Here is a 22,171-nt window from a genome sequence, read left to right as displayed (position 1 = left end):
TTTTCAAAATATTCCCTTAATCACTTATGACTTTGGATTCCGAACCTGCTTTTGGTTCGAAGGCTCAAAAGTAATCATTAAATTGATTTTAAAAACAGAAATGATGGGTATTTCAAAATAAAAATTATCGGCTTATGATTGGATGATAATGTAGGTCAAACTAAGAGAGTATTAAGGATCTCTGCCCTCAATAAAACACACACTTTGGTGAAAAGCTAATTTCTTTTAAATGTTGAAGGCCGTTTTGGTGTAAAAATGGAATTGGGAGAAAAAATCATCCCCATCTCAACAAGACAGGGATGATTGGCCAAAGGGTTACTTAGGCCTTTCCTAGACCGGAGGAGCTTTCTTCTGCAGCTGCAGCCTGAGGGCACTCAGTTCTTTGGACATGGCCTGCATGGCCACTTCCATCAACTGGTACCTGGTCTGCACCTCATGGAGGTTTTGCTGCAGTGCCCTGAAGTCCTGCAGGAGGAACTTCAACAGGTAGGCGATGATCGAAAGCATCAATGAAATTACGCCTCCTGCCCCTGCAAGGTATTCTGCGGATTCAATTTCCATCGTCTTTTGTTTGAGGGTTTGAACTCACTGTAGATATCCAGCCATACCTCGTCCCCTTCTTGCATGCATTGCAGCAGCTTGTCTTTCAGCTTTCTACATGCAAGTTGGGTGAACATGGGTATGCCTTTTTTGAAACAGGTGACCGGGATAATAATGTCCGTGGTATCTGTTACCGATTTAGCCCTGATCTCAATGCGTCTTCCATCCGCTTCAAGATATAGGTACCAACCTCTGTCATCGTCGTAATCGTAAGCCAATCTGTACAGACCTTCTGCACATGGATTGGGCATTGACATCGTCGACGGTTCAAGGGTTTTGCAAAGCAGCTTTCCTTCTAAGGACAGTGATCCTTTGGTAAGGTGCTTGCTATACTCCCTTTTCAAAAGCAGCTTCATGACCTTAAACTTTTTCTACTGTGATGAATGCCGCGGCATTGTGTGCCCCGTTGTTCATGGCGTATTGCTGTCCATTGACGATCTGAAGGAATTCAATCCCGAAGATGAACAGCTTGTTTGCCTCCGGCAATCCTGCTTTAGGGATTGTGAATGTAATTGGAGCGGTTACCTGTTCGATCGGATTGTCCGTACCGGCTTCAAGGATAAAGTTCTTAGTCCCTGTGGTCAGGTCGAAAGATGCCCCGGCAGCCATCAGCCTGAAATGGGTCGCACCCTATGGGATCACGAGGTAGTCAGCCGGAAGAAAGGACGGAACAGAACAGGTCCAATCGGTGGGTGTATCTGTTACCGTGAATTCAGTCCTCAAGGTGCCGGACAAAATTGCATTCCCATTGAGTTCAAAACCTTTGAGCAGGTTCCAATCCCCTTCTGCGACAATCCTTAAACCTCTTCCATTGACCGGGTCGGTTCTGAGCACTTTCATCATCTGCCTGACCAACCTTTGGTAAAGTTGGGGATCTGCAATCCTGATGATGGCCGGTCTGATGGTATCCTGGACCAATTTGACAGTCCTGATATTCTCTGTGAATTCCTTCAGGTTTTCCCTGGTCCGTGCGTATTTGGGATCGTTCATGATCCTGTCTTTGGAGACGCCTCCTTTTTCTCTGGCCATGTGGCCGTCCTTGGTTTTGTAGAAGGACAATCCGCCTACGTTACCGTTGAGTGTGATGATACTTGTCTGCTTTGCCATTTTTCATGCGGTTTAAGTGAAACATGGTCAAATGTGGGGAGGCCGGTGGTGGAATAAAAAACAATCTGCGGATCCTGCGGATATTGCGGATATTGCGGAAAAGTACCGTTTCTGCGGATTCTGCGGATTCTGCGGATTCTGCGGGTTTTGTATAAATATGTCCACAGTCCCTGGTTTTTGGTCAAAAAGTCCACAGTCCATGGTCGATAGTCCACAGCGGTTTCCGTGTATGTATTGAATTAGTCTTTAGCAGTAGGCAGTAGCAGTGGGCTGTCGCAGTAAACAGTGGGCAGTTTTCAGCAGGCAGTGAATAGTTTTCAGTAAACAGGCGCAGTAAACTGTAGAAGTTTATACTTTCAGTGATCAGAGATCATAAGACAGTCATAGTGATGTGTGTTAAATCAATTAAGATTGGGGATTTTTAATCATCATGAGCCAATATTTTGTTCTTGGAAAAGTACAAGTCTAAAAAATATTGGAATAATTATATGGTTTCTTGGAAATTGGTCAAAAGTTAACGAATGGTGGGGGAGGGTATAACGGGTCCCCAGGAGAGGGTTAGGGGAAGTATAGGGGAAAGTAGGGGTAAATAGGGGTTTTTTAGAAAATAAATATGATTATTTTTAAAAAAATAGATTTATTCTAAGGTAGCGGGTGTTGAATTTTTTATAGAATTTGGATGGGAGGGAGGAGGGAGGAGGAGAAAGTTGCAATTGTTGTAGTGGTTGTAATGGTTGTCTGGTTGTCTGCTGCGCGTTGTCAGGTTGTCAGGTTGGAGACCGTCATCCTGAACCGTAGCCTGCGGAGGTGAAGGATCTCTCTTTTTTTGTTGTAATTGTTGTCGGGTTGAATAACCCCGAAGGGGTGGCATGTTTATAGAAAAATGTGAAATGAGTTTGGTTTGGTTTTGGCTAATTTAATGGGTGATTGGGATGATAGGTTTCCGCCAAAACAGGGTTGGAGAATTTAACCACAGATGAACAAGATTTTCACAGATTTTTTACCATATAGAAACATAGAAAACATAGAGGGGGAAGGTTGTTAAGTTTGGTTGTAATTGTTGTTTGGGAATCAAGTTTTATGTCTTGCGTCTTGAATCTTGTGTCTTTTTCGAATCAAGTCTTGGATCTTTTGTCTTGCATCTTGAGTCTTTTTTGGTTGTCTGCTACGCGTTTTCAAGTTCTCAAAGTTGTCGTGGAGTCAGGTCTTGGGTATAAAGACTTTTTAAATTCAAAGGTAATTCTCGATATCCCGGAGAGGGATACCGGAGAAGGCACAGAACTCCTCGATGGTAATGAACTGATGGGGCTGTTTGTTATAATGTTCCCTGATTTTGGTCAAAAGCTCCTGCCCATAACGTTCACTTTTGCCGGTGATGAGTTGGACATCTTTTGGGTATATGACACATCGTTTTTTTAACATGGTGGTTTTTGGTTACTTCGACTTCGCTCAGTACGAGTATTTGGTTAATGGGTTAATGGTTAGAGGTAAAAGGTTAGAGGTAAAAGGGTAATGGTTATTTCGTTATTGGGTTAATGGTTACTTCGACTTCGCTCAGTACGGGTACTTCGACTGCGCTCAGTACGGGTACTTCGACTGCGCTCAGAACGGGTACTTCGACTTCGCTCAGTACAAGTATTTGGTTAGTGGGAATTTTTTAAAAAGGCATGGGGGTATCGGGCCATTTGGAGATGGAAAGGGAAATTGGATTTTAATGAAGAAGGTTGGGGGAGTTAGCTTTTTCCTCTTAGGCGATGAAGGGTTCTTTCGGGTAGGTTAAGGATGCCGCAGATATCTTTGATTTTGATCAATGCAAAGTCGGGACAGATTTGGTGTAATCTCCTGTACCTTGCTTTGGGGGACAACCACAGTATGCTTGTCCATTCCAAATTCTGCACTACCACCTGATGGCTTAATCTCAAAATCAATTTGATGATTGTGGGTGGTGATTCCAAAATTGCTGCATCAAGTTCTTTGGGGATTTCGCAGACCAAACAGTCTGTATAAGCCATTATGGAAAAGTCTGTCAGACGCTCATTTGCATAAGATTCGAAATCGCAAACCAAACAAGATTTGCTGTATATTCTCCTGCAAATCCTTGTTTCCTGTTGCTTCTCGAACATGGCCAAGGTACCTGAGATGAGGTATCTTCTATGGATTTCGACCTCATGGTATCCTTTTAAAATTTCATTTTTGCGGTAGCTTTTGACATTGAAATAAGGCAATAGCTCCATGTACTCTTCGATCGGAATGGGTGCCTGCGAGATGATGGTCCCTTTCCCCATTTTCTGTGATTCCATAAAGTTGTGTTAAAAAATTACTTTACCGCTGATTACATTGGACCGTTGCAAGAATGAAACGTCCAAGATTTTTACAGAAATCTGCCTATTGGGTTATCTGAAGGTTGTTTCTGTCCCATTTTCCATTTTCATGGAGTTAGTACTCTTATTATGATAGTTAATTTAATCAGATCTTTATGATAACTGCAAGTTTATTTACGAAAAATTAACACGTATACCTAAAAAACTGCCTACAGGCAGGAAAAATTTCCATATTTTGAGTATGCTGGGTTTTATTGAGTTGAAAAAGTTGTAATTGTTGTCTGCTTCGCGTTGTCGAGTTCTCAATGTTGATGGGGAATCAAGTCTTGCATCTTGTGTCTTTTTTTGTTGTCTGCTGCGCGTTGTCAGGTTGTCGGGTTGGGAAGGTTGCAATTGTTGTAATTGTTCTAGTTGTTGTAATTGTTCTAGTGGTTTTAATTGTTGTTGGGAAATCAAGTCTTGTGTCTTTTTTGAATCAAGTCTTGGATCTTGTATCTAATATCTTGAGTCTATTTTTGTCTTGAATCTTGCATCTTTTTTTGAAATCCTGATTGTGGGACAATATATGTCGGAGGCCCTCAGAAAATATATCTCTTAAATAGGAATTTCCTAATTTGATGAAAAATTGAGGATATGGTAATTTTTGAAATCGACAGCAAACAGGCCAAGAAGGTTTTTTTGGAAATAAAAAATCTGATGCGTGTCTCCAAAACATGGAAATTGACTTCTTCGATTGAAATCACTGTCCTGGATGGGAAAATCCAATTGGTAGGGCAAGGATTTGTCAAGGAAATGGATGCTTTGACTACCGGTTCGTGCAAGATGGTGGTCAGCGCACTTTATTGGTTTGACTTGGTAGATATGACCCAAGACAAAATCTTCAAAGTCGTGGTCACAGATGGAGAAGCCATGGTGAGGACGGTGACTGTTCCGGTGCAGACCACTTTTTTTGAAACAGACAGGATTCTAAGAAGCATTCCGCTCCCGGCCAATCCTGAGTCCATTGATTATTGGAAGCTGGAATACCAAGGGTACACCCTGGACGAACTTCAGTTTAACAATGTGGCTACCAAAATCCCAAAGGCCAAGAAAGAATTTGAGGCATGCATCCGAAAAGCCGCCCTTCTTCTTCGTCCCTTTAGAATTTCAAATACCGAGTTGAGGGAAATTGTCCTGCAAAAATTGAGAGATAGAGAAAAAATTGATTTTGAAATCTGATCTGCTCCCCTATTTCCCAAAGCTTATAGGGATATATTTTAGTAAAAATACCCTGATCACGGGATAGTAATAAATGGGATTAATCAACTAAATTAGCAGAATCCTTTTTTATGAAGCCCTTTTATTGAAATGACCAACCAAAATCCAGAGCAAATCTCCCGAGACAATATCGACAGGCAATTGAAAGCTTGCGGTTGGATTGTTCAGGGTATGAAGGAAATGAACCTGAGAGCTGGTGTCGGTATTGCCTTAAAGGAGTATTTGACTGATGTGGGGCCGGCTGACTATGTATTGTTTGTAGAAGGGAAACCCTGCGGCATCATTGAAGCAAAAAGAGAGGAAGAAGCCCATAGGATGCAGGTCCACGAGGAACAATCTGAAGGATATGCCAAAGCCAAATTAAAGCACCTGAACAATGAACCTTTACCTTTTGTCTATATCAGTACAGGTGAAATCACCAGGTTCACTGATTTTTCGGACCCAAAGCCTAGAGCCAGAGAGATATTCAGCTTCCACAGACCTGCAACATTAAAGGAGTGGTTGAAAAGTCCCAAATCACTGAGGTCGAGGTTTTTCGATTTACCGGGTTTGCAGCCCAATGGTCTGAGAGATTGTCAAATCAATGCGATTACCAAATTAGAAGCATCATTCAAAGAAAACCGTCCGCGTTCTTTGATTCAGATGGCCACCGGGTCAGGCAAAACCTTTACTGCCATTACTGCCATTTACCGTTTGTTGAAATATGTCAAAGCCAAGCGGGTGCTGTTTCTGGTAGATACCAAAAACCTTGGTGAGCAGGCCGAGCAGGAATTTATGTCTTTTGTACCCAACGATGATAACAGGAAATTTACTGAATTGTATAGCGTACAACGTCTTAAATCAAGTTATATCGCTTCAGACAGTCAAGTCTGCATCAGTACCATTCAGCGGTTATATTCGATATTGAAAGGCACGGAACTGGACGAAACTGAGGAAGAACAAAACCCCAACGAATCCAAATGGCTTCCAAAAGTGATTCCTCCTATCGAGTACGATCCCAAAATGCCGATTGAGTTTTTTGACTTTATTGTCATTGACGAATGCCATCGGAGTATCTATAACCTATGGAAACAGGTTTTAGAATATTATGATGCCTTCGAAATTGGCCTGACAGCAACTCCCGATAAAAGAACCATTGGCTATTTTGATCAGAACTTGGTCAGTGAATATTCCCATGAAATGGCCGTGGCTGATGGGGTGAATGTGGGATATGAAGTGTTTATCATTGACACCAAGATAACGCAGCAAGGCGGGACCATATGGAAAGGTGAATACGTAGAACACCGGGAGCGCTTAAGCCGAAAGAAGCGGATGGAACTACAGGATGAGGACGAGGTCTATTCCAAACAGCAATTGGATAAAGATGTGGTCAATCCCAATCAAATCCGCACCATCATCAGATCGTTCAAAGAAAACCTGCCCCATATCTTTAGAGACCGTTATGATGCCAAAGGGGCTTTTGAAGTTCCCAAGACCTTGATTTTTGCAAAGACTGATAGCCATGCCAATGATATCATCGACATTGTCAGGGCCGAATTTGCCGAAGAAAATAAATTCTGCAAAAAGATCACTTACAAAGCAAGCGAAGACCCGAAAACGGTTTTATCACAGTTCCGAAATGATTACCACCCCCGAATTGCTGTGACCGTGGATATGGTGGCCACCGGCACAGATATTAAACCCTTGGAATGCCTTCTTTTTATGCGGGATGTAAAAAGTAAAAACTACTTTGAGCAGATGAAAGGCCGTGGCACACGAACCATTGATATCGAGAAACTGAAAATGGTAACCCCTACAGCAAAGTTTGCAAAGGACCATTTTGTAATCGTAGATGCCATCGGGGTGACTAAAGGTCTGAAGACAGAAAGCAGGCCCTTGGAAAAAAAGCCTGGGATTCCTCTCAAAGATTTGCTTCAAGCAGTTGGGGTTGGTGCAAGAGATGAAGAACTGTTCACTTCTTTAGCCAATCGCCTGACCCGATTAGACAAACAGATTACCGAAAAAGAGAAAAAGATTTTTGCCGAAAAAGCCGATGGCAAAAGTGTTTCACAAGTGGTGAAGGAACTGCTGAATGCTTTTAACCCTGATGTGATAGAAAGCGTAGAAGCTAGAATTCAAAATGAAAAGTTGGGGGCTCCACCCATGGAAATTGAAGAGGCTATAAAAACTGAATTGGAAAAAATTCAAAATGAAGCTGCAAAGGTTTTTACAGGGGAACTGAACGAGTATATCGAAAATGTCCGTAAAGCCCATGAACAAAAAATTGATTTGGCCAATCCTGATGAAGTGACAGGTGTGGGATGGAACAAGGACAACCTCAAAAAAGCAAATGAAATCATTGTCAACTTTTCGGAATGGATGCTTGCAAACAAAGATGAATTGATGGCTTTGCAGATTTTTTACAACCAACCTTATCGCAGGCGAGAACTCACTTATAGCATGATCAAAGACGTTTTGGAAAAACTTCAAAGCGATAAACCTACCCTAGCCCCGTTGGTGGTCTGGAGGGCTTATGAGGCCCTGAGACAGTGCAATGGCTCTCCAAGAAATGAATTGACAGCGATCGTTTCCCTTATCCGAAAAGTCAGTGGAGTGGATTCCACTTTGACCGCGTACGACAAGACTGTGGATCGGAACTTTCAGGAGTGGATCTTTAAGAAAAATGCCGGTCAGCACAATGCCTTCAGTGAGGAACAAATGCAATGGTTACGGATGATCAAGGAGCATGTCATCAGCAGTTTCCATATCGACAGGGATGATTTTGATTTAAATCCGTTTAATGCCCAAGGCGGATTGGGTAAGATGTGGCAGCTGTTTGGGGACAATACAGATGAAATAATTAATGAATTAAACGAAGCGCTAGCTGCTTAAATTTTTAACTTTACAACAATATAAAAATGGAGGCTATTTTTGAAAATAAACTTACAGTAGGTGATGGTATTTATACTGTCCCTGACATGGCTAAAATACTGCGATTACCTTATTCAAAAGTAAACCGGTGGCTTAACAAATATTGGGATGACCGTTTAGGAAAAGAATTTCAAGGTCAATATTCTTGGAGAGTAGAAAGTACCAGAGCCGTTGGTTTCCATACTTTAGTAGAATTTTATGTAATGGTACAGTTTGCGGAAGCTGGTGTAAAACCAAATGCGGTATTAAGAGCACATATAGAGCTTGGCAAAAATTTCAATACCATTTATCCCTTTGCTAAGAGGGAGATTATTGAAAATATTAAAACTGACGGCAAGAAAATTTTTTTTGAGTATGATGGTCAAAGTATTACTCTAGACGGCAGCAAACAGCTAAATCTGGATTTTATTAAATTATTTTTCAAAAAGTTAGAATTCGACGACGAACTTTTAGCCTCAAAGCTTTGGCCTGTAGGAAAAGAAAAGCCTATAGTTTGTGATCCCCATCATAAATTCGGACAACCAACTATTGTAGGGACAAACATTCAAACTGAAGTTCTGTATAGATTATTTAAGTCCAATGAGCCTGTAGATTTTATTGCGGGATTATATGATTTAACTGAAGAAGAAGTTCAGGAAGCAATCAATTTCCATAATCCAATCGCTGCATAATGAGGTCATTTCGGATTTACATTGATGAGAACCTTCCTGTACAACTTGCAAAAGGGCTTAACATCCTTCAAGAACCTCAAAATAAAAAAGATGATTTTACCATTGAGGTTGTTTCCATCACGGAGAAATTTGGAAAGGGTGCAAAAGATGAAGATTGGATTCCTGAGGTAGGAAAAGAGGGCGGCATCGTTATCACTCAAGATTACAGAATTCAGACTCAAAAACATCAACGAGAACTATACAGGCAGCACGGTGTCGGAATTTTGTTTATAAATCCACCTAGTAAAAGTGGGTTTTCTTATTGGGAAATGGTAAAAAAAGTAGTGAATGAGTGGGAAGATGTAAAGGTGATTTTAAGAAAAGAAAAAACTCCTTTTGCTTTTCGGTGCACTGCCAAAACAAAGTTTGCAAAGTTTGAATGATACTTTTTTAGAGGTTTGTTCAAATTCAACATGTGGGATATTATCAAAACTTTCTGGAGCCCAATTCAGGAATTTTGTTTGACAGGAAAAACTCTAGAATCAAATCAAAAAACATATTATATTGAATATCAATGATTTGTTTGTTTGATGGGTATTTGACTGATTTAACAATTTATCCACGATTTGTCTTATCAGGTTTATTTGATTGCACAAAATGAAATTCAAAAAACACTTGAAATTGAATGTGTATCAATTGATTACTTATTTGACTGCTAATTTACTGAACCAAAATAAATGACAGAGAATAATAACATACCAAAGAATTGGCAAATCAAAAAGTTGGGGGAAGTATGTGAAATAAAAAACGGCAAAAACCAAAAAATGGTGACCAACCCAAATGGTAAATATCCAATATATGGAAGTGCTGGTATTATGGGTTTTGCTGATGAATACCTTTGCGAAGAAGGAACCACAGTAATTGGAAGAAAGGGGACAATTAATAGACCTATTTATGTAAATACAAAGTTTTGGAATGTGGATACAGCATTTGGATTTTCTCCAAAGAAAGAATTCCTCGACAATAAATTTTTATTTTTCTTTTGCCAAAGTTTCAATTTCCATAAACTGGACAAGAGTACCACTATACCAAGTCTTGCAAAATCTGACCTACAAAAAATTGATATAATTCTTCCCCCATTCCCCGAACAACTAGCTATAGTAGCCAAAATTGAAGAGCTGCTCAGCGAATTAGACAATGGCAAACACCAGCTGCTCACCGCCCAACAGCAATTGAAAGTCTATAGGCAAAGTTTGTTGAACTTACTTGCGAATGGTAAGAATCTGAAAACGATTGATTTTGTTATTGAAAAACTTGACCAAGGATGGAGTCCAAAATGTTTGAATGAATACTCTAAAGACGAAAACGAATGGGCAGTAATTAAAACAAGTGCAGTGCAACACGGTCATTTTGTCGCCTATGAAAATAAGATTCTACCAAAAGATTTAAAACCTAGAGTACAACATGAATTAAAGGCAGGTGATATTTTGATTACGCGAGCAGGACCAAGAATAAGGGTTGGCGTTTGTTGTTTGGTGAGAAAGACTAGACATAGATTGATTAATTGTGATAAAGTTTATCGCATTAAAGTAAATACTAAAATCATTATGCCTGAGTATTTTGAGTTAATCCTAAACACTCCATTTTATCAAAGGGAAATTGAAAAAATGAAATCAGGAATAAGTGACAGTGGTTTGAATTTAACTCAATCTAAATTTTTGAAAATTGAAATTCCTATTCCCTCTTTAGAAGAACAACAACTTATCGTCTCCGAATTAGAAAGCAAACTCACGATTTGCGATAAAATAGAAGAAACGATCAGCCAAAGTCTGCTTCAGGCAGAAACGTTGAGACAGAGTATATTGAAGAAGGCTTTTGAGGGGAGGTTAGTAGACTTTAGTAATTAATAAAAATCATTATTTAAATTATTTGGCCATGCAAAAAGCTCCCTCTCTTTACATATCCTATAGCAACAAGGATAAAGAATTAGCATATCGTTTAGCTTCTAAATTGGCAGATGCTGGTATTGATGTATTATATGATGACGTTCTTACCGAGGCCGGAGAAGATTGGAGAAGAGCTTTAACTATTGGGTTAGAAAATGCTGACTGTGTCCTTGCTCTTATAACTCCAAATTCATTTTCGTCTGAGTACCATATGGGTGAAATAGGGATGGCCAAAGCAAATGTTATGAATTCCAATGGAAGTAAGCTGTTGATTCCTGTAGTTTATGATAATGCAAAATTACCCAATATTATCAGTGATATTCAAGCTATTTATCTACGCAATAATTTTGATGAATCAATTGAATCTCTTGTCAATGCGGTTTTTAATTTTGTGGATAAGCGCGATTCTAAATATAGTAACGAAAAAGGTCCTATGATGGAAATGCCATTTTCAGCAGAAGCAGACATATCACAAAACATTGGAAATAGAAGAAAAGCAAGGGGAAAATCAAACTTGGAGGAAAAAGTTATTATTGTTGAAAGTGAAAAAGAAACCATAAAACCTATTGAAAGTCTTGATAGGAATTTCTGGATATTAAAAATAAATCCCCAAACATGGAATATTGAAGAATTAAATGTGGGTGATAGAACTTTTTTTAATACTTACTATTTAGGTCAAAAAAGACCTGAATATGAAATATTTAGATCAATAAAAAAAGGGGATTTCGTGCTTGGATATGCTTCCGGTGATTATCAAGGCATAGTTTGCGAAATGGAAGTTGTTGAACCTGTTGGACCTAACAACGAGCAAGGAGAAAGTTTTTTAATGGATGTAAAAAGGATAGTTAAACCATCAATTCCTTTTAGTTCGTTCACAAGTGTAATTTCTGAATTTAGAGACCGCCTACTTGAAAGTGGACGTCCTCCAGAATTGTTTTTCTCCCTATCTGAAACTACATATTATGAAATCCTTAAATATGAATTAGAAGCAGAGTTCACACATAATTTTCAACCTTATTTTCTTACTGAAGGAAATCACACTGAGACAAGTGATCAACTTGATTTTGAAAATGACTACAACTCCTTTGCCTCAGTAATTGCCCTAAAGCGTGTAAATCCACCCCTTGCTATTGGCTTGTTTGGGAATTGGGGTTCGGGAAAAAGTTTCTTTATGGAGAAACTTCAAAATAAAATTGAAGAGCTATCTGCTTCAAAAGACGATAACTATTTAGAACATATAGTTCCTGTAAAATTCAATTCTTGGCATTATTCTGACACCAACCTTTGGGCAAGCCTTACCACCCATATATTCGAAAGCTTAAATGACTATGCCCGAAAAAAGGAATTTGGTGCTGATGCCATTAATGCTATTTACAAAGATTTGAATATTACGGCTCAGCAAATAGAAGAAACTGAGAAAAAACTTGCTGTAAATGCGGTTAGGGAAAAAGCTTTAAGACAACAGGTTCTAGATAAGGAAGAATTAATTGACAAGAAAAAAGAAGAACTTGATTTATGGAAAGGAAGAGACTTTGTTAAGTTAGTTTTCTCTGATCCTTTTATCCAAAAGGACTTTGAAAATATTAAGGCTCAATTTCAGGAAGAAAATCTTATCAATAACATATCTGAGATTGAAAAGAAACTGGCTGAAGTTGATTCGTACTTCGACAAGATAGTAAAAGTTTATTCCCTTTTAAAAACCAGTAGAAAAGGAAAATGGTGGATAATTTGGATACTATTTGGAGTTTTTGGAATCATCACTTTGCTATTTCTTACACTTAACCTTGAACCTTTCAAAGTGTATTTAGAGCAGATTAGAAATTATTCTTTATTTATTTCGTCTACGACTTTACTTTGGGTTACTACCTTGGTGGTAAAATTGTCCCCCTATTTTAATAAAATCAACCAGTTTTACAAAAGACTCAAAAGCCTAAAGGAAACTGTTGAAAAAGAAAAGGAAATAGTAAGACTAAAGGAACATGATGAAATAGAACTATTGCAGGCAGATATTTCAAGGTTAGAACTTGAAAAAAGTTCTATTGAAATTGAACAGACAGAAATAGGAAAGAAGAAGGAAAAGCTTAAAAAAGAAATTGAAGAAATAGGAAGTGGGAAGTTACTTGCTAATTTTTTGGAAGGTAAATCTGCAGATGATGCCTATATTAAACAACTCGGAATAATTTCATGGATTCGTAAAGATTTTTCCACCCTAAATGAGTTGTTTGAAAAGCAAAGAGTAGTTCGACAGAAAGAAACGGGTATTGTAAATCAGGTTCAAATTGATCGAATTGTATTGTATATAGATGACTTGGACAGGTGCAATGAGGATGTGGTAGTAAAAGTGCTAGAGGCTATTCACCTACTTCTTGCTTTTCCCCTTTTTGTAGTTGTCGTAGGGGTAGATCCCCGTTGGTTGAATAATGCACTGACAGAAAAATATAAAACATTATTTGGAGGTAATAAGCAAGTTGAAAACAATGAATTCAACTATTCTTCAGTATCCATGGAAGCGGATTCGCTTTTTAGTAAGGCAGCTACTTCATATGATTATTTAGAGAAGATTTTCCAGATACCATTTGCACTTAAGCCTATTAATAAACCCGGCAGAGAAAAGCTTATAAAATACCTGCTTAAAGATGAAATGGTAAATGAAGTGTCAAAAGTCCCAAAAGATCTAAGTTTAACTAATGTAAGAAAAAAGACTGGAGGAGAAATTTTACCAAAATCAAAACAGGAAATAGAAAAACAAGATATTTTACAAGCAGATGCCATTAAAGAAAAAGAGATAATTGAAAAGAAGATAAAGGAAAGGTTAGTCTTTACTGATGAGGAATTGGCTTACATGCAGAAAATTTCACCTCTATTTGGGCATAGTCCAAGAACTATCAATAGGTATGTCAACATTTATAGGATCATAAAAGCTCATGGAAACTTAAAGGTAGAAAACAGTTTCTCTAAAGATGAATTTATGCCAATTATGTTTATTTTAGGTATAGTTATAGGTCATACCACTTTTGCTGAGGAGTTTATTGCTAAGATTTCTAATGCCCATGAATCCAAATCCTTTAAAGTTATTATCACGGAAAGTAATATTGATGCTGGTATAAAAACGATAATCGAATCAATAGCTTTTGATATTGAGTCCATGACAATGAAGACTTTTAAAAGAAACATCGATCTGATCTCACGTTTTTCATTCAGGACATTGTTAAAATAGCGTCCACAAAAGTAAGTACAGTTTACCTCTTAAAATGATTCCGCATAGTACTTTATAATTATTGCCAATATTTTTAAAAGTTACAAAAATGAACATAACACCCAACAAACTTACCATTGCTCAGCTATTTGCTACACCTAATGAGCAGTTTATAGTACCATCCTATCAACGCCGCTATGCATGGGGATATAATCAGTATACAGCCTTATACGAGGATCTTGATATGCTTAAAGATGGTGATGGTCATCTTTTTGGAACAATTATTCTGCATACTTTATTGCATACAGGGGGAATCAACAAACCTGAACTGGTTGATGGTCAGCAGCGAATGACGACTCTTGTCATTCTTTTAAAAGCCTTTGAAAATGTTTATCGGTTAAAAGAAAAAAGTCAAAAGGCAGACGAAATAAAAAAAATGTGTATTTGCCGAGGTTTGGATGAAGTTGAAAGACCAAAGCTTATTTTGGGAGATTTAGACAATAAAGATATTTCCAACCTCATTCTAGCCAACCAAATTGACACTGCTTCAAACAAGAAAATTATAGCCGCTTATGAAAGTTATTTTAGGTGGTTAAGCGACTTAGAATTAGACCAACTCAATAGATTTTTTTATAAGCTGACAAATGTGGCTGTGGTAATCAGGTTAGATGTTGGAATGGCTCAGGATGCCTACAAGCTTTTTGAAACTATTAATAATCGGGGGTTAAAGCTTTCGCCTACTGACATCATCAAAAATTTCCTTCTTGGTCATGCTGCAAAAATAAACCAAGATCAAACACTTGAAAAAGTTAAAGAACTATGGTCGAACATTATCATGGATTTGGATGAAATTGATACTGACGATTTTTTGAGGCAATTAATTTGCTCCCTGCTTCATCGAAAAGTAACCATGACAATGCTAGTTCCGGAATTCAAAAAGTTTTATTTAAAGAATATTGAAAAAGCTGAGTTATTAGGAGAATTCGATTACTTCAGTGACGATTCTGGAATTGAAGATGATTTAGATGAAGTAGAATTAAATGAGAGGGAAAGCACCGAAGAAGATTCTAATATAAGAACCCGAATTTCTATAATCGAACTCCTTCAAATAATTAGAACCTTAGCCCTTTCTTACAGGAAAATTACTTTTGAGGAATTTCCTAGGGTAAAACTAAATAGAAGAATAGGAAACCTTAATAAGATATTATCAAAACCAACCTATATTTTCCTGATGCATTTTTTAAAGAATGATGATTATACAGAAAAGACCAAGCTTGAAGTTTTAAAATTCCTAGAAACATTGATGCTCAGGAGGCATATTTGTGAAAGGAGAACAAGTGAAAACGATGACATTTTTTCAAAATTAGTTCCTTTGATCGGGGATGAAAACATTTTGGATAAAGTCAAAAGCCATATTATCGAACAAGAATATATGCCCAGTGACAGTGAATTTGAGGAAAGCTTTTCAAAGCATCAATTCAAAGGAAAGCTTACTGATCGTGCAAAATATGTTTTGGAGACAATCGAATATTTCAAAAGGGGAAATACCGAAGAACTTGTTGTTGCATCTGCTCATGAAGTTCACCTCGAACACATAATCCCCCAAACAATCGATACTAAAAAATCAAAGGAAGAGTTTGGTGATTGGGTTACCTATCTAGGAGATAAAAGTGTTATTAAACATAAAAAATACGTTAACTATATTGGAAATATGACACTTCTCGGCGAAGCTCTGAATATTCAGGCCTATAATAACCCATTTGCAAAAAAGAAAGCAAGCTATAAAAAGTCAAATCTTCTCATAACCTCAGAATTGGGAAATCAAAGTGACTTTAAATTTACCCACATTGACAAAAGAGGCCAGCAGTTAACCGAAATTGCTTTAAAAATATGGACAACATAACAGAATATTTATCAGCGTTTCAATTTTAAATTCGAAGCTCACCCATTTCTACCCCCCCCCCCTAAATTCATCTTTTGAAATGGAAACATTTGCTGATAAGATTATATCTTTTAATTATTTACTTGAATTCAATGGTGACTTACCCAAAGATATTGGGATAATGAACCCGTTCAGGGAAAATCCATCAATTATGTCAACTTCTTCTGCATTTTACAAGAAGTACTATAATGATAATTATACAAGACATATGATCCTAGGGATAAATCCCGGAAGATTTGGTGCAGGGTTAACAGGAATTCCATTTACCGACCCCAAAAGATTAATATCCAATTGCGGAATTGATTATGTTGGCAATTTAGCCCATGAACCTTCTTCGGTTTATGTGTATGAAGTCATAAATGAGTTCGGTGGTGAAGAAGAATTTTATAGAAAATTTTATATCAACTCTGTTTGCCCTTTAGGATTTACATCTGGAAAAAAAGGTAAGGAGGTTAATTATAATTATTATGACAGTAAAGAACTAACCGATTCGGTTTTCACCTTTATTCTGGAGAGCATTAAAAATCAAATTGCATTTGGGATAAATACAGAGATATGCTATTGCTTGGGAACTGGAAAAAATGAAAAGTTTTTAATAGATATAAACAATCAATTCGGATTCTTTAAAAAAATAATAGGATTGGAACATCCAAGATATATAATGCAGTATAAATCGAAAAATAAAGAAACATACATTTCAAAATATTTAAACGCATTCAGCCTAGCAAAATGAGCAACAATACATCTTCAATAGTCAGTAAAGTTTGGAGTTTCTGTAATCCACTACGGGATGTGGGCGTTGGATATGGGGATTATCTAGAACAGCTGACTTATTTGCTTTTCTTGAAAATGGCTGATGAATATGCCAAGCCGCCGCATAATAGGGTATTGCCTATCCCATCTGACTACAATTGGGAAAGTCTAACGAATAAAAAAGGGGCAGAACTTGAAGTCCACTATGCCACCCTGCTTCGGGAGTTGAGCACAGCCAAAGGGATTTTGGGTCAGATATTTACCAAAAGCCAAAACAAAATCCAAGACCCTGCCATGTTGGCTAAAATCATCGATATGATTGACAGTGAACAATGGCTTGTCATGGGTGCTGATGTCAAGGGAGATATTTATGAAAAACTCCTGGAACAAAATGCGCAGGATGTCAAAAGCGGCGCCGGGCAATATTTTACCCCAAGGCCGTTAATCCGGGCAATGGTAGAATGTGTGCAGCCCAAGCCGATGAAGACAATCGCTGACCCAAGTTGCGGTACAGGTGGGTTCTTCTTGGCAGCCTATGATTATATCGTCGAACACAACAAACTTGACAAAGAGCAAAACAAGTTTCTGAAGTTGCAGACCTTTTATGGGAATGAAATTGTAGCCGGCACGAGGAGGTTGGCTTTGATGAATTTGTTTTTACATAATATCGGGGATATCGAAAGCGATAATTTTATTTCTCCCGCAGATGCATTGATTGCGGCATCACCGATGACTTATGATTATGTCTTGGCTAATCCGCCTTTTGGCAAGAAGAGTTCACAGACTTTCACCAATGATGCGGGAGAACAAGAGAAGGACGATCTGACCTATAACCGTCAGGACTTTTGGGCCACCACAAGTAACAAGCAACTGAATTTTGTACAGCACATCCGGTCCATGCTCAAAACGACCGGAATGGCCGCGGTGGTGCTTCCCGATAATGTGTTATTTGAAGGTGGTGCCGGAGAGACAGTCCGTAAAAAACTGTTGGAGACTACTGATTTGCATACCATTCTCAGGTTACCGACAGGGATATTTTATGCACAGGGCGTTAAGGCAAATGTGGTGTTTTTTGATAACAAACCTGCTAGTAAAGATCCATGGACAAGGGAAATCTGGGTATATGACTATAGGACCAATATCCACCATACTTTAAAGAAAAATCCATTGAACATTGAGGTTTTAAGGGATTTTATTGATTGCTATAAGCCAGAAAACAGAAACAAGAGAAAAGAGACATTTGATGTAGCATCCAATCCTGAAGGTCGATGGAGGAAATTTACTTATGAAGAGATCATAGCAAGGGATAAAACCAGTTTGGATATCACTTGGCTCAAAGACAAATCATTGGCAGACCTTGACAACCTTCCCGATCCTGATGTTTTGGCAAATGACATCATTGAAAATCTTGAGGCGGGATTGGAGAGTTTTAGGACGATTTTAGCGGCATTGAATAAATAGAGGTTGAGAAAAAAATATTGCCTTATCCAAGTCAAATCGTTCTTCACCAAAATGGTCTTTATCATTGGGTGGAACATAAGAGGACTTTCCAACCATTTCGGTGTTGAGGATTATCATTCTTAGGGGATTCGTGACCGAAATATCTTGGATCCCACCATTTTATCCCCGAGCGGCGGTGCATGGAAATTAGTATAAGTATGAGAATTGGAGAAACACCTTGCACGGGGTTAATAGTATTCAGCCCGCTTCGGGGCTGTTGGTGTACCTATCCGAGGATTTTTGGTGAGTTTAGGGTGGTGGGAGTGAGGGAGGATTGAGGGAAGTTTTAAATGAGCTACATTGAATCAAGTTTTGCTTTAATTTTGGTCTTGACCATTAAAACCTCCTTGGAGATGCTTTCGGAAAGTTTGGTGGCTTTTTCAGCTTCATTTTTTAATTCTGTAATATTCCAATTTCCAGAATTGATCATTGAATCGATATTAATCATTATTTGGGCCTTTTGATCTGAAAGATTTTTCCGGATTAGTTGTATGACTTCATCAATTTGGGACTGATCCGTTTGTGAAAGATCAGCCTTTATATAAGATAATCTTCCTGAAAGTGCATTTAAATCTGATGTAATATCAGTAGACAATTTTCTTAACTCTAGGATTGATTTATCACTAACAGGAGAATCTAGACGAGATATTGTATTTACAAACTGTCCCTTTTCTAAGGCAATGTTGTCGATGTCTTCTGATACATATCCAATTTGTCTGTATATCCTTTTCATTTTTTCTTTGTCTGAGATATTGGTTAAAACCTTGTCGATATCTGAAAACCAAGACAATAGCTTAGTTACACTCTCAGTGAAATCATCATTTTCTGCTTGTACTTTGGGCAGGAATAAGAAAATAAATACCGGAATAAAAATCAATAATTTAGCTTTCATGGTTTTTGGATTTGAAAGGGTTTAGATATATAAATAGAAAAAAAAACCCTAGCAGCAAAATCAAAATGGGTTTTATAAGGTCGGACATGTTTGTTTTTGCAAATCCCCGAATTGCCAAATCACTAAAAATATCCCTTGATTCATAAAAAAAATAAATTGAGAATAGAATACAAATAGTTCCTAACAAAAGATAAATATTCTTCATTTTCTACCAATTTAAAGTTAAATATACTTTGAATTCCTGAAAGTTCTAGAACCAAAATAGATTGCCCCCGCTGGGTGGGATTTGTAATTCCACCCTTTTATATTTTGGGATTTGAAATCCGCCCCACTCCCAAAAAAACAGAACCAATTCGCGATTATCTCCCTCCTCATTGGAAGTAGAATGTCGTATCCGCTAAGCGTTTGTAACTACGCTTTATTATCATATTGTTCCCTTACAGCTGTCGGGATGTAATTCGAATCACCGAGAATTATCTTAAAGGTTCGAATTGTCTAGTTATTTCCAATAGCATCCCGATATATCGTGGATGTTAAGGATAAAAGGGTAGGATAAGGCGTTTGGAAATGAACCCTTTGGTTCCGATATCGGAATTAACCTTAGGCAAGGTGCAGGGTAGGCAAATCCCACCCAGTCGCAGCATCAGGTCCTAAACTTCACCCAAATGTCGTATCCACAAAAAAAAAGCGCAAGAAATCATCTTGCGCTTCAAATACTGGTAAGCTAAGGTCATTAACTCGACGGAATTACATAAATTTTGCGACCGTTGTACTCCATCAAAAACACCGCCTCTTTAAAGGTCGTCTCAAATCTTATCTTTATATCCTTAGAATCGCCATAGAATTTTGCTATTGTATTCAAATTTTTATCTACTAAGGTCAAAGAAGGCAACTCGGGTAGGTCTTTAAAATCAAGGCCTTTCCCCAAGGGAACTTCTTCAGCTGGAATGGCGATGGAGTCAGATGTAGGCAGCGTATTCCCCTCTGTCATAGCTAGAGTGCCCAAACTTAAGGTAAGTACTAAGATGGTCTTTCGTACAGGCGAACCGATTTTGTTTCTCCATTTCGACAAAAATTTTTGTGGTGACATGTGTTGTTTAAAGTTAGTTTTCAAGGAGGTGTAACGCTGCTGTTCAGAAGGAGGTTGTGCGCCTGACCAAATTCAACCTATTAAATATTTTTCTTGAAAGTGCTAAAAAAATTCATGTATCCATTCGCTGATCGCTTTCCGCACCTGATTCTCTCCCAAATCTTTGGAATTGTCGGCATGGTCTCATTTGTCCAAAAACTCAACTGCATCAGCTGTGGATTTGAAATTCCCCTTTTATTTTTTGTGAATTGAAAGCGGGCTCAACGACAACATAAATGCCGAGATGAGAGTATTATCGAAAGAGGAAATTAGAATAGAGGAGGATGGACAAAAATTAAAGTAATTGAAGACCTACTAATATCGAAATGATTAAAAGAAAAGAATTTGGTGTTTTTTAGATCCCACCACCCAACTGGTTTTTTATCTGGTTGTAAAACAAGAAAATTACACTTTAATATTTAATAGATTTAATAAAATAGGTATATTGTATACACCTTAATCAAGTTTAATAAAATAGCAATAGACATAACCCAATCTATATGCAAATCGACGAAATTTTAGAACTGGTGCCTCATCAGGATGAAACGGGCTTCAAAATCGGTTTAATTGATAATTTAAATATGCTGTTTCCTTGTATTGAAAAATATAAGGAAAGTAAGGTTGCTCTTTTGATAAGTTTAAGCTGCGGGGACTATTTGGGGTTTCTTGAACATTTAGTGGAGATGATGATGAAGGAACTGCGGTCAAGGATCTTGCACTTGGGACTGGACGTGTTCAATGCTGAAAATGGAGCCGGCCATAACTTCCGTTCGGAAAGTGAGCTTGAAAATCTCGGTGACGATATGGAACTGATCGTCATAGCCTTGAATATGGGGGCAATCTCTCCAACCCAGGAAAGATGTCTTTATCACGTCCTTGATGAGGTGGCAAGACTGGACGATAAAATCCACATCAAGCCAACCAAAAAACAAATGAAAAGAATCAAAGGTCTGATTACCGGAGTACATATATTTCTGGTTACTCCGAGACTAGAAAAATGGGATGTAGCGGAAAGGTATTTCTTTATGGTAAGAAATTCAGAACCAGATGACCTTACCTCTTTTCTGAATTCCTTTGTAAAAAAATTAACAGAGGAGGAGAAGGAGAAAACAGCTGAAAAGTTGTTTTTGGAATATATAGAAGAAAAATCTCCCACCATATTCACCGATTCGATTGAATTTGGATTTAGAAGTCTTTGGTTTGGTATGCAGGAGGACAGCAAAGATCGGCTGAAGATTAAATTCTATGAGAGGCTAATTGAAGCTTCAGAGGAGGGCTTGGAGATGGCTTCCATCATATTGGGTAACAGTGATGCATTTAGGCATATGCCTGATGAAATTCTGAGTCGGTATATCAATTCAAGATTTGGCGCCAAAAATGAATTATTAGAAGAACCAATCATGATCAATTCACTTTTGGTCGAGTTATTTGAGATGGGCATAAATTTGGTGGACAAAGAAAATTACCAATCTGCATCGGAGGTATTTTTGAATTTTTATTTTGAGTACGGAGATGAGTCTACTTATGAATTATACAATTATAAATTGTCTGCATCCATGTTTATTCCCGGTTTCCTTGGTGAATGCAGTCTTGGATTTGTGAATTGTTTTGTAAAAGAACTTGAGGACTTTGTTAGGGTCAAAATGAAGGATCCAGAAAGCAGAAGTGGCTTGGTGGTCCTTAACGATCTGATTGATGCAATCAATGATAGGGAGGATATAAAGGAAAGGAAAAATGGAGCATGATTGAGGTTTGATTGATGTGGACATATCTCCCTCCTATAAAGTGATGTTGTTTAAGGTAAAAAATGACAGTTTTTTCATCTAGTTGGAGAAAATTTCCTGAGTTAGAGGATTTGGTTCTCTTGGGAAGGTTTATGATCAAGGTGCATTTTTTCCAAATTGATCTGAAAATATTTTTACCTCCTAAAAACTTCACAGAATTATTAATTTTTTTTCGAGATGTTCA

General features: G+C 37.9%; 18 protein-coding genes. 10 read left to right on the top strand and 8 right to left on the bottom strand.

Annotation, left to right across the window (positions count from 1 at the left end; translation table 11 throughout):
• Positions 1–330 precede the first annotated feature (330 nt).
• From DQW11_RS22205 to DQW11_RS04095, 6 genes are all read right to left on the bottom strand, one after another.
• The gene (locus tag DQW11_RS22205) at positions 331–561 is read right to left on the bottom strand and encodes a hypothetical protein (protein WP_157966028.1); all 231 of its coding nucleotides are present in this window, start codon (positions 559–561) and stop codon (positions 331–333) included.
• Entirely contained in the window at positions 516–956 is a 441-nt protein-coding gene (locus DQW11_RS04110) for a DUF5675 family protein (RefSeq protein WP_113922713.1), read from the bottom strand. Before DQW11_RS04110 ends, DQW11_RS22205 begins: the two co-directional genes overlap by 46 nt.
• 4 nt (positions 957–960) lie before the next feature.
• The gene (locus DQW11_RS22455) at positions 961–1,209 is read right to left on the bottom strand and encodes a hypothetical protein (RefSeq protein WP_232826669.1); all 249 of its coding nucleotides are present in this window, start codon (positions 1,207–1,209) and stop codon (positions 961–963) included.
• A gap of 21 nt (positions 1,210–1,230) precedes the next feature.
• Positions 1,231–1,707, bottom strand: a complete 477-nt coding sequence (locus tag DQW11_RS22450) for a hypothetical protein (RefSeq protein WP_232826668.1) — start codon at positions 1,705–1,707, stop codon at positions 1,231–1,233.
• A 1,230-nt stretch (positions 1,708–2,937) separates the two neighbouring features.
• Complete coding sequence (locus DQW11_RS04100) at positions 2,938–3,129, bottom strand: hypothetical protein (protein WP_113922712.1); 192 nt, start codon at positions 3,127–3,129, stop codon at positions 2,938–2,940.
• 311 nt (positions 3,130–3,440) lie between these two features.
• Positions 3,441–4,007: a cyclic nucleotide-binding domain-containing protein gene (locus DQW11_RS04095; protein WP_113922711.1), complete on the bottom strand. Its 567-nt coding sequence runs from the start codon at positions 4,005–4,007 to the stop codon at positions 3,441–3,443.
• A gap of 654 nt (positions 4,008–4,661) precedes the next feature.
• On the opposite strand from DQW11_RS04095, the gene DQW11_RS04090 reads away from it, so the two are divergent.
• The 9 genes from DQW11_RS04090 to DQW11_RS04050 all read left to right on the top strand — a co-directional run bounded on the left by DQW11_RS04090 (position 4,662) and on the right by DQW11_RS04050 (position 18,143).
• Positions 4,662–5,246 (top strand): hypothetical protein, encoded by a 585-nt coding sequence (locus DQW11_RS04090; protein WP_113922710.1) that lies wholly within the window; start codon positions 4,662–4,664, stop codon positions 5,244–5,246.
• Positions 5,247–5,375: 129 nt separating this feature from the next.
• Positions 5,376–8,156, top strand: a complete 2,781-nt coding sequence (locus tag DQW11_RS04085; RefSeq protein WP_113922709.1) for a type I restriction endonuclease subunit R — start codon at positions 5,376–5,378, stop codon at positions 8,154–8,156.
• A 26-nt stretch (positions 8,157–8,182) separates the two neighbouring features.
• Positions 8,183–8,866 carry a DUF433 domain-containing protein gene (locus DQW11_RS04080; RefSeq protein ID WP_113922708.1) on the top strand — a complete coding sequence of 228 codons (684 nt, stop codon included), beginning with the start codon at positions 8,183–8,185 and terminating at the stop codon, positions 8,864–8,866.
• Entirely contained in the window at positions 8,866–9,288 is a 423-nt protein-coding gene (locus DQW11_RS04075; RefSeq protein WP_113922707.1) for a PIN-like domain-containing protein, read from the top strand. Before DQW11_RS04080 ends, DQW11_RS04075 begins: the two co-directional genes overlap by 1 nt.
• A 294-nt stretch (positions 9,289–9,582) precedes the next feature.
• Positions 9,583–10,752, top strand: coding sequence for a restriction endonuclease subunit S (locus DQW11_RS04070; RefSeq protein ID WP_113922706.1), 1,170 nt, complete (start codon positions 9,583–9,585; stop codon positions 10,750–10,752).
• A 28-nt stretch (positions 10,753–10,780) separates the two neighbouring features.
• Positions 10,781–14,008, top strand: coding sequence for a P-loop NTPase fold protein (locus tag DQW11_RS04065; RefSeq protein WP_113922705.1), 3,228 nt, complete (start codon positions 10,781–10,783; stop codon positions 14,006–14,008).
• Between the two features lie 88 nt (positions 14,009–14,096).
• The gene (locus tag DQW11_RS04060; protein WP_113922704.1) at positions 14,097–15,890 is read left to right on the top strand and encodes a DUF262 domain-containing protein; all 1,794 of its coding nucleotides are present in this window, start codon (positions 14,097–14,099) and stop codon (positions 15,888–15,890) included.
• A gap of 79 nt (positions 15,891–15,969) precedes the next feature.
• Positions 15,970–16,662, top strand: a complete 693-nt coding sequence (locus tag DQW11_RS04055) for a uracil-DNA glycosylase family protein (RefSeq protein ID WP_113922703.1) — start codon at positions 15,970–15,972, stop codon at positions 16,660–16,662.
• Complete coding sequence (locus tag DQW11_RS04050) at positions 16,659–18,143, top strand: class I SAM-dependent DNA methyltransferase (protein ID WP_113922702.1); 1,485 nt, start codon at positions 16,659–16,661, stop codon at positions 18,141–18,143. The genes DQW11_RS04055 and DQW11_RS04050 overlap by 4 nt, the downstream gene beginning before the upstream one ends.
• A 334-nt stretch (positions 18,144–18,477) precedes the next feature.
• Here DQW11_RS04050 and DQW11_RS04045 read toward each other — a convergent pair whose 3' ends face one another.
• Together DQW11_RS04045 and DQW11_RS04035 are read right to left on the bottom strand one after the other, a co-directional pair.
• Positions 18,478–19,074, bottom strand: a complete 597-nt coding sequence (locus DQW11_RS04045) for a hypothetical protein (RefSeq protein ID WP_113922701.1) — start codon at positions 19,072–19,074, stop codon at positions 18,478–18,480.
• A gap of 733 nt (positions 19,075–19,807) precedes the next feature.
• Positions 19,808–20,164, bottom strand: a complete 357-nt coding sequence (locus DQW11_RS04035; protein WP_113922699.1) for a hypothetical protein — start codon at positions 20,162–20,164, stop codon at positions 19,808–19,810.
• Positions 20,165–20,703: 539 nt separating this feature from the next.
• Between DQW11_RS04035 and DQW11_RS04030 the strand changes: the two genes are divergently transcribed.
• Positions 20,704–21,948 carry a hypothetical protein gene (locus DQW11_RS04030; protein WP_113922698.1) on the top strand — a complete coding sequence of 415 codons (1,245 nt, stop codon included), beginning with the start codon at positions 20,704–20,706 and terminating at the stop codon, positions 21,946–21,948.
• Positions 21,949–22,171: the final 223 nt, after the last annotated feature.

The sequence above is a fragment of the Cognataquiflexum aquatile genome, from assembly GCF_003316845.1.
Classification (GTDB): Bacteria; Bacteroidota; Bacteroidia; order Cytophagales; family Cyclobacteriaceae; genus Cognataquiflexum; species Cognataquiflexum aquatile.
Note: the sequence above shows the minus strand (reverse complement) of the source record. Positions and strands in the feature narration are given on the sequence as shown.

Coding starts and splice junctions, on each gene's coding strand:
- DQW11_RS22205 (WP_157966028.1), bottom strand. CDS start 561: ATGGAAATTGAATCCGCAGAATACCTTGCAGGGGCAGGAGGCGTAATT.
- DQW11_RS04110 (WP_113922713.1), bottom strand. CDS start 956: ATGAAGCTGCTTTTGAAAAGGGAGTATAGCAAGCACCTTACCAAAGGA.
- DQW11_RS22455 (WP_232826669.1), bottom strand. CDS start 1,209: ATGGCTGCCGGGGCATCTTTCGACCTGACCACAGGGACTAAGAACTTT.
- DQW11_RS22450 (WP_232826668.1), bottom strand. CDS start 1,707: ATGGCAAAGCAGACAAGTATCATCACACTCAACGGTAACGTAGGCGGA.
- DQW11_RS04100 (WP_113922712.1), bottom strand. CDS start 3,129: ATGTTAAAAAAACGATGTGTCATATACCCAAAAGATGTCCAACTCATC.
- DQW11_RS04095 (WP_113922711.1), bottom strand. CDS start 4,007: ATGGAATCACAGAAAATGGGGAAAGGGACCATCATCTCGCAGGCACCC.
- DQW11_RS04090 (WP_113922710.1), top strand. CDS start 4,662: ATGGTAATTTTTGAAATCGACAGCAAACAGGCCAAGAAGGTTTTTTTG.
- DQW11_RS04085 (WP_113922709.1), top strand. CDS start 5,376: ATGACCAACCAAAATCCAGAGCAAATCTCCCGAGACAATATCGACAGG.
- DQW11_RS04080 (WP_113922708.1), top strand. CDS start 8,183: ATGGAGGCTATTTTTGAAAATAAACTTACAGTAGGTGATGGTATTTAT.
- DQW11_RS04075 (WP_113922707.1), top strand. CDS start 8,866: ATGAGGTCATTTCGGATTTACATTGATGAGAACCTTCCTGTACAACTT.
- DQW11_RS04070 (WP_113922706.1), top strand. CDS start 9,583: ATGACAGAGAATAATAACATACCAAAGAATTGGCAAATCAAAAAGTTG.
- DQW11_RS04065 (WP_113922705.1), top strand. CDS start 10,781: ATGCAAAAAGCTCCCTCTCTTTACATATCCTATAGCAACAAGGATAAA.
- DQW11_RS04060 (WP_113922704.1), top strand. CDS start 14,097: ATGAACATAACACCCAACAAACTTACCATTGCTCAGCTATTTGCTACA.
- DQW11_RS04055 (WP_113922703.1), top strand. CDS start 15,970: ATGGAAACATTTGCTGATAAGATTATATCTTTTAATTATTTACTTGAA.
- DQW11_RS04050 (WP_113922702.1), top strand. CDS start 16,659: ATGAGCAACAATACATCTTCAATAGTCAGTAAAGTTTGGAGTTTCTGT.
- DQW11_RS04045 (WP_113922701.1), bottom strand. CDS start 19,074: ATGAAAGCTAAATTATTGATTTTTATTCCGGTATTTATTTTCTTATTC.
- DQW11_RS04035 (WP_113922699.1), bottom strand. CDS start 20,164: ATGTCACCACAAAAATTTTTGTCGAAATGGAGAAACAAAATCGGTTCG.
- DQW11_RS04030 (WP_113922698.1), top strand. CDS start 20,704: ATGCAAATCGACGAAATTTTAGAACTGGTGCCTCATCAGGATGAAACG.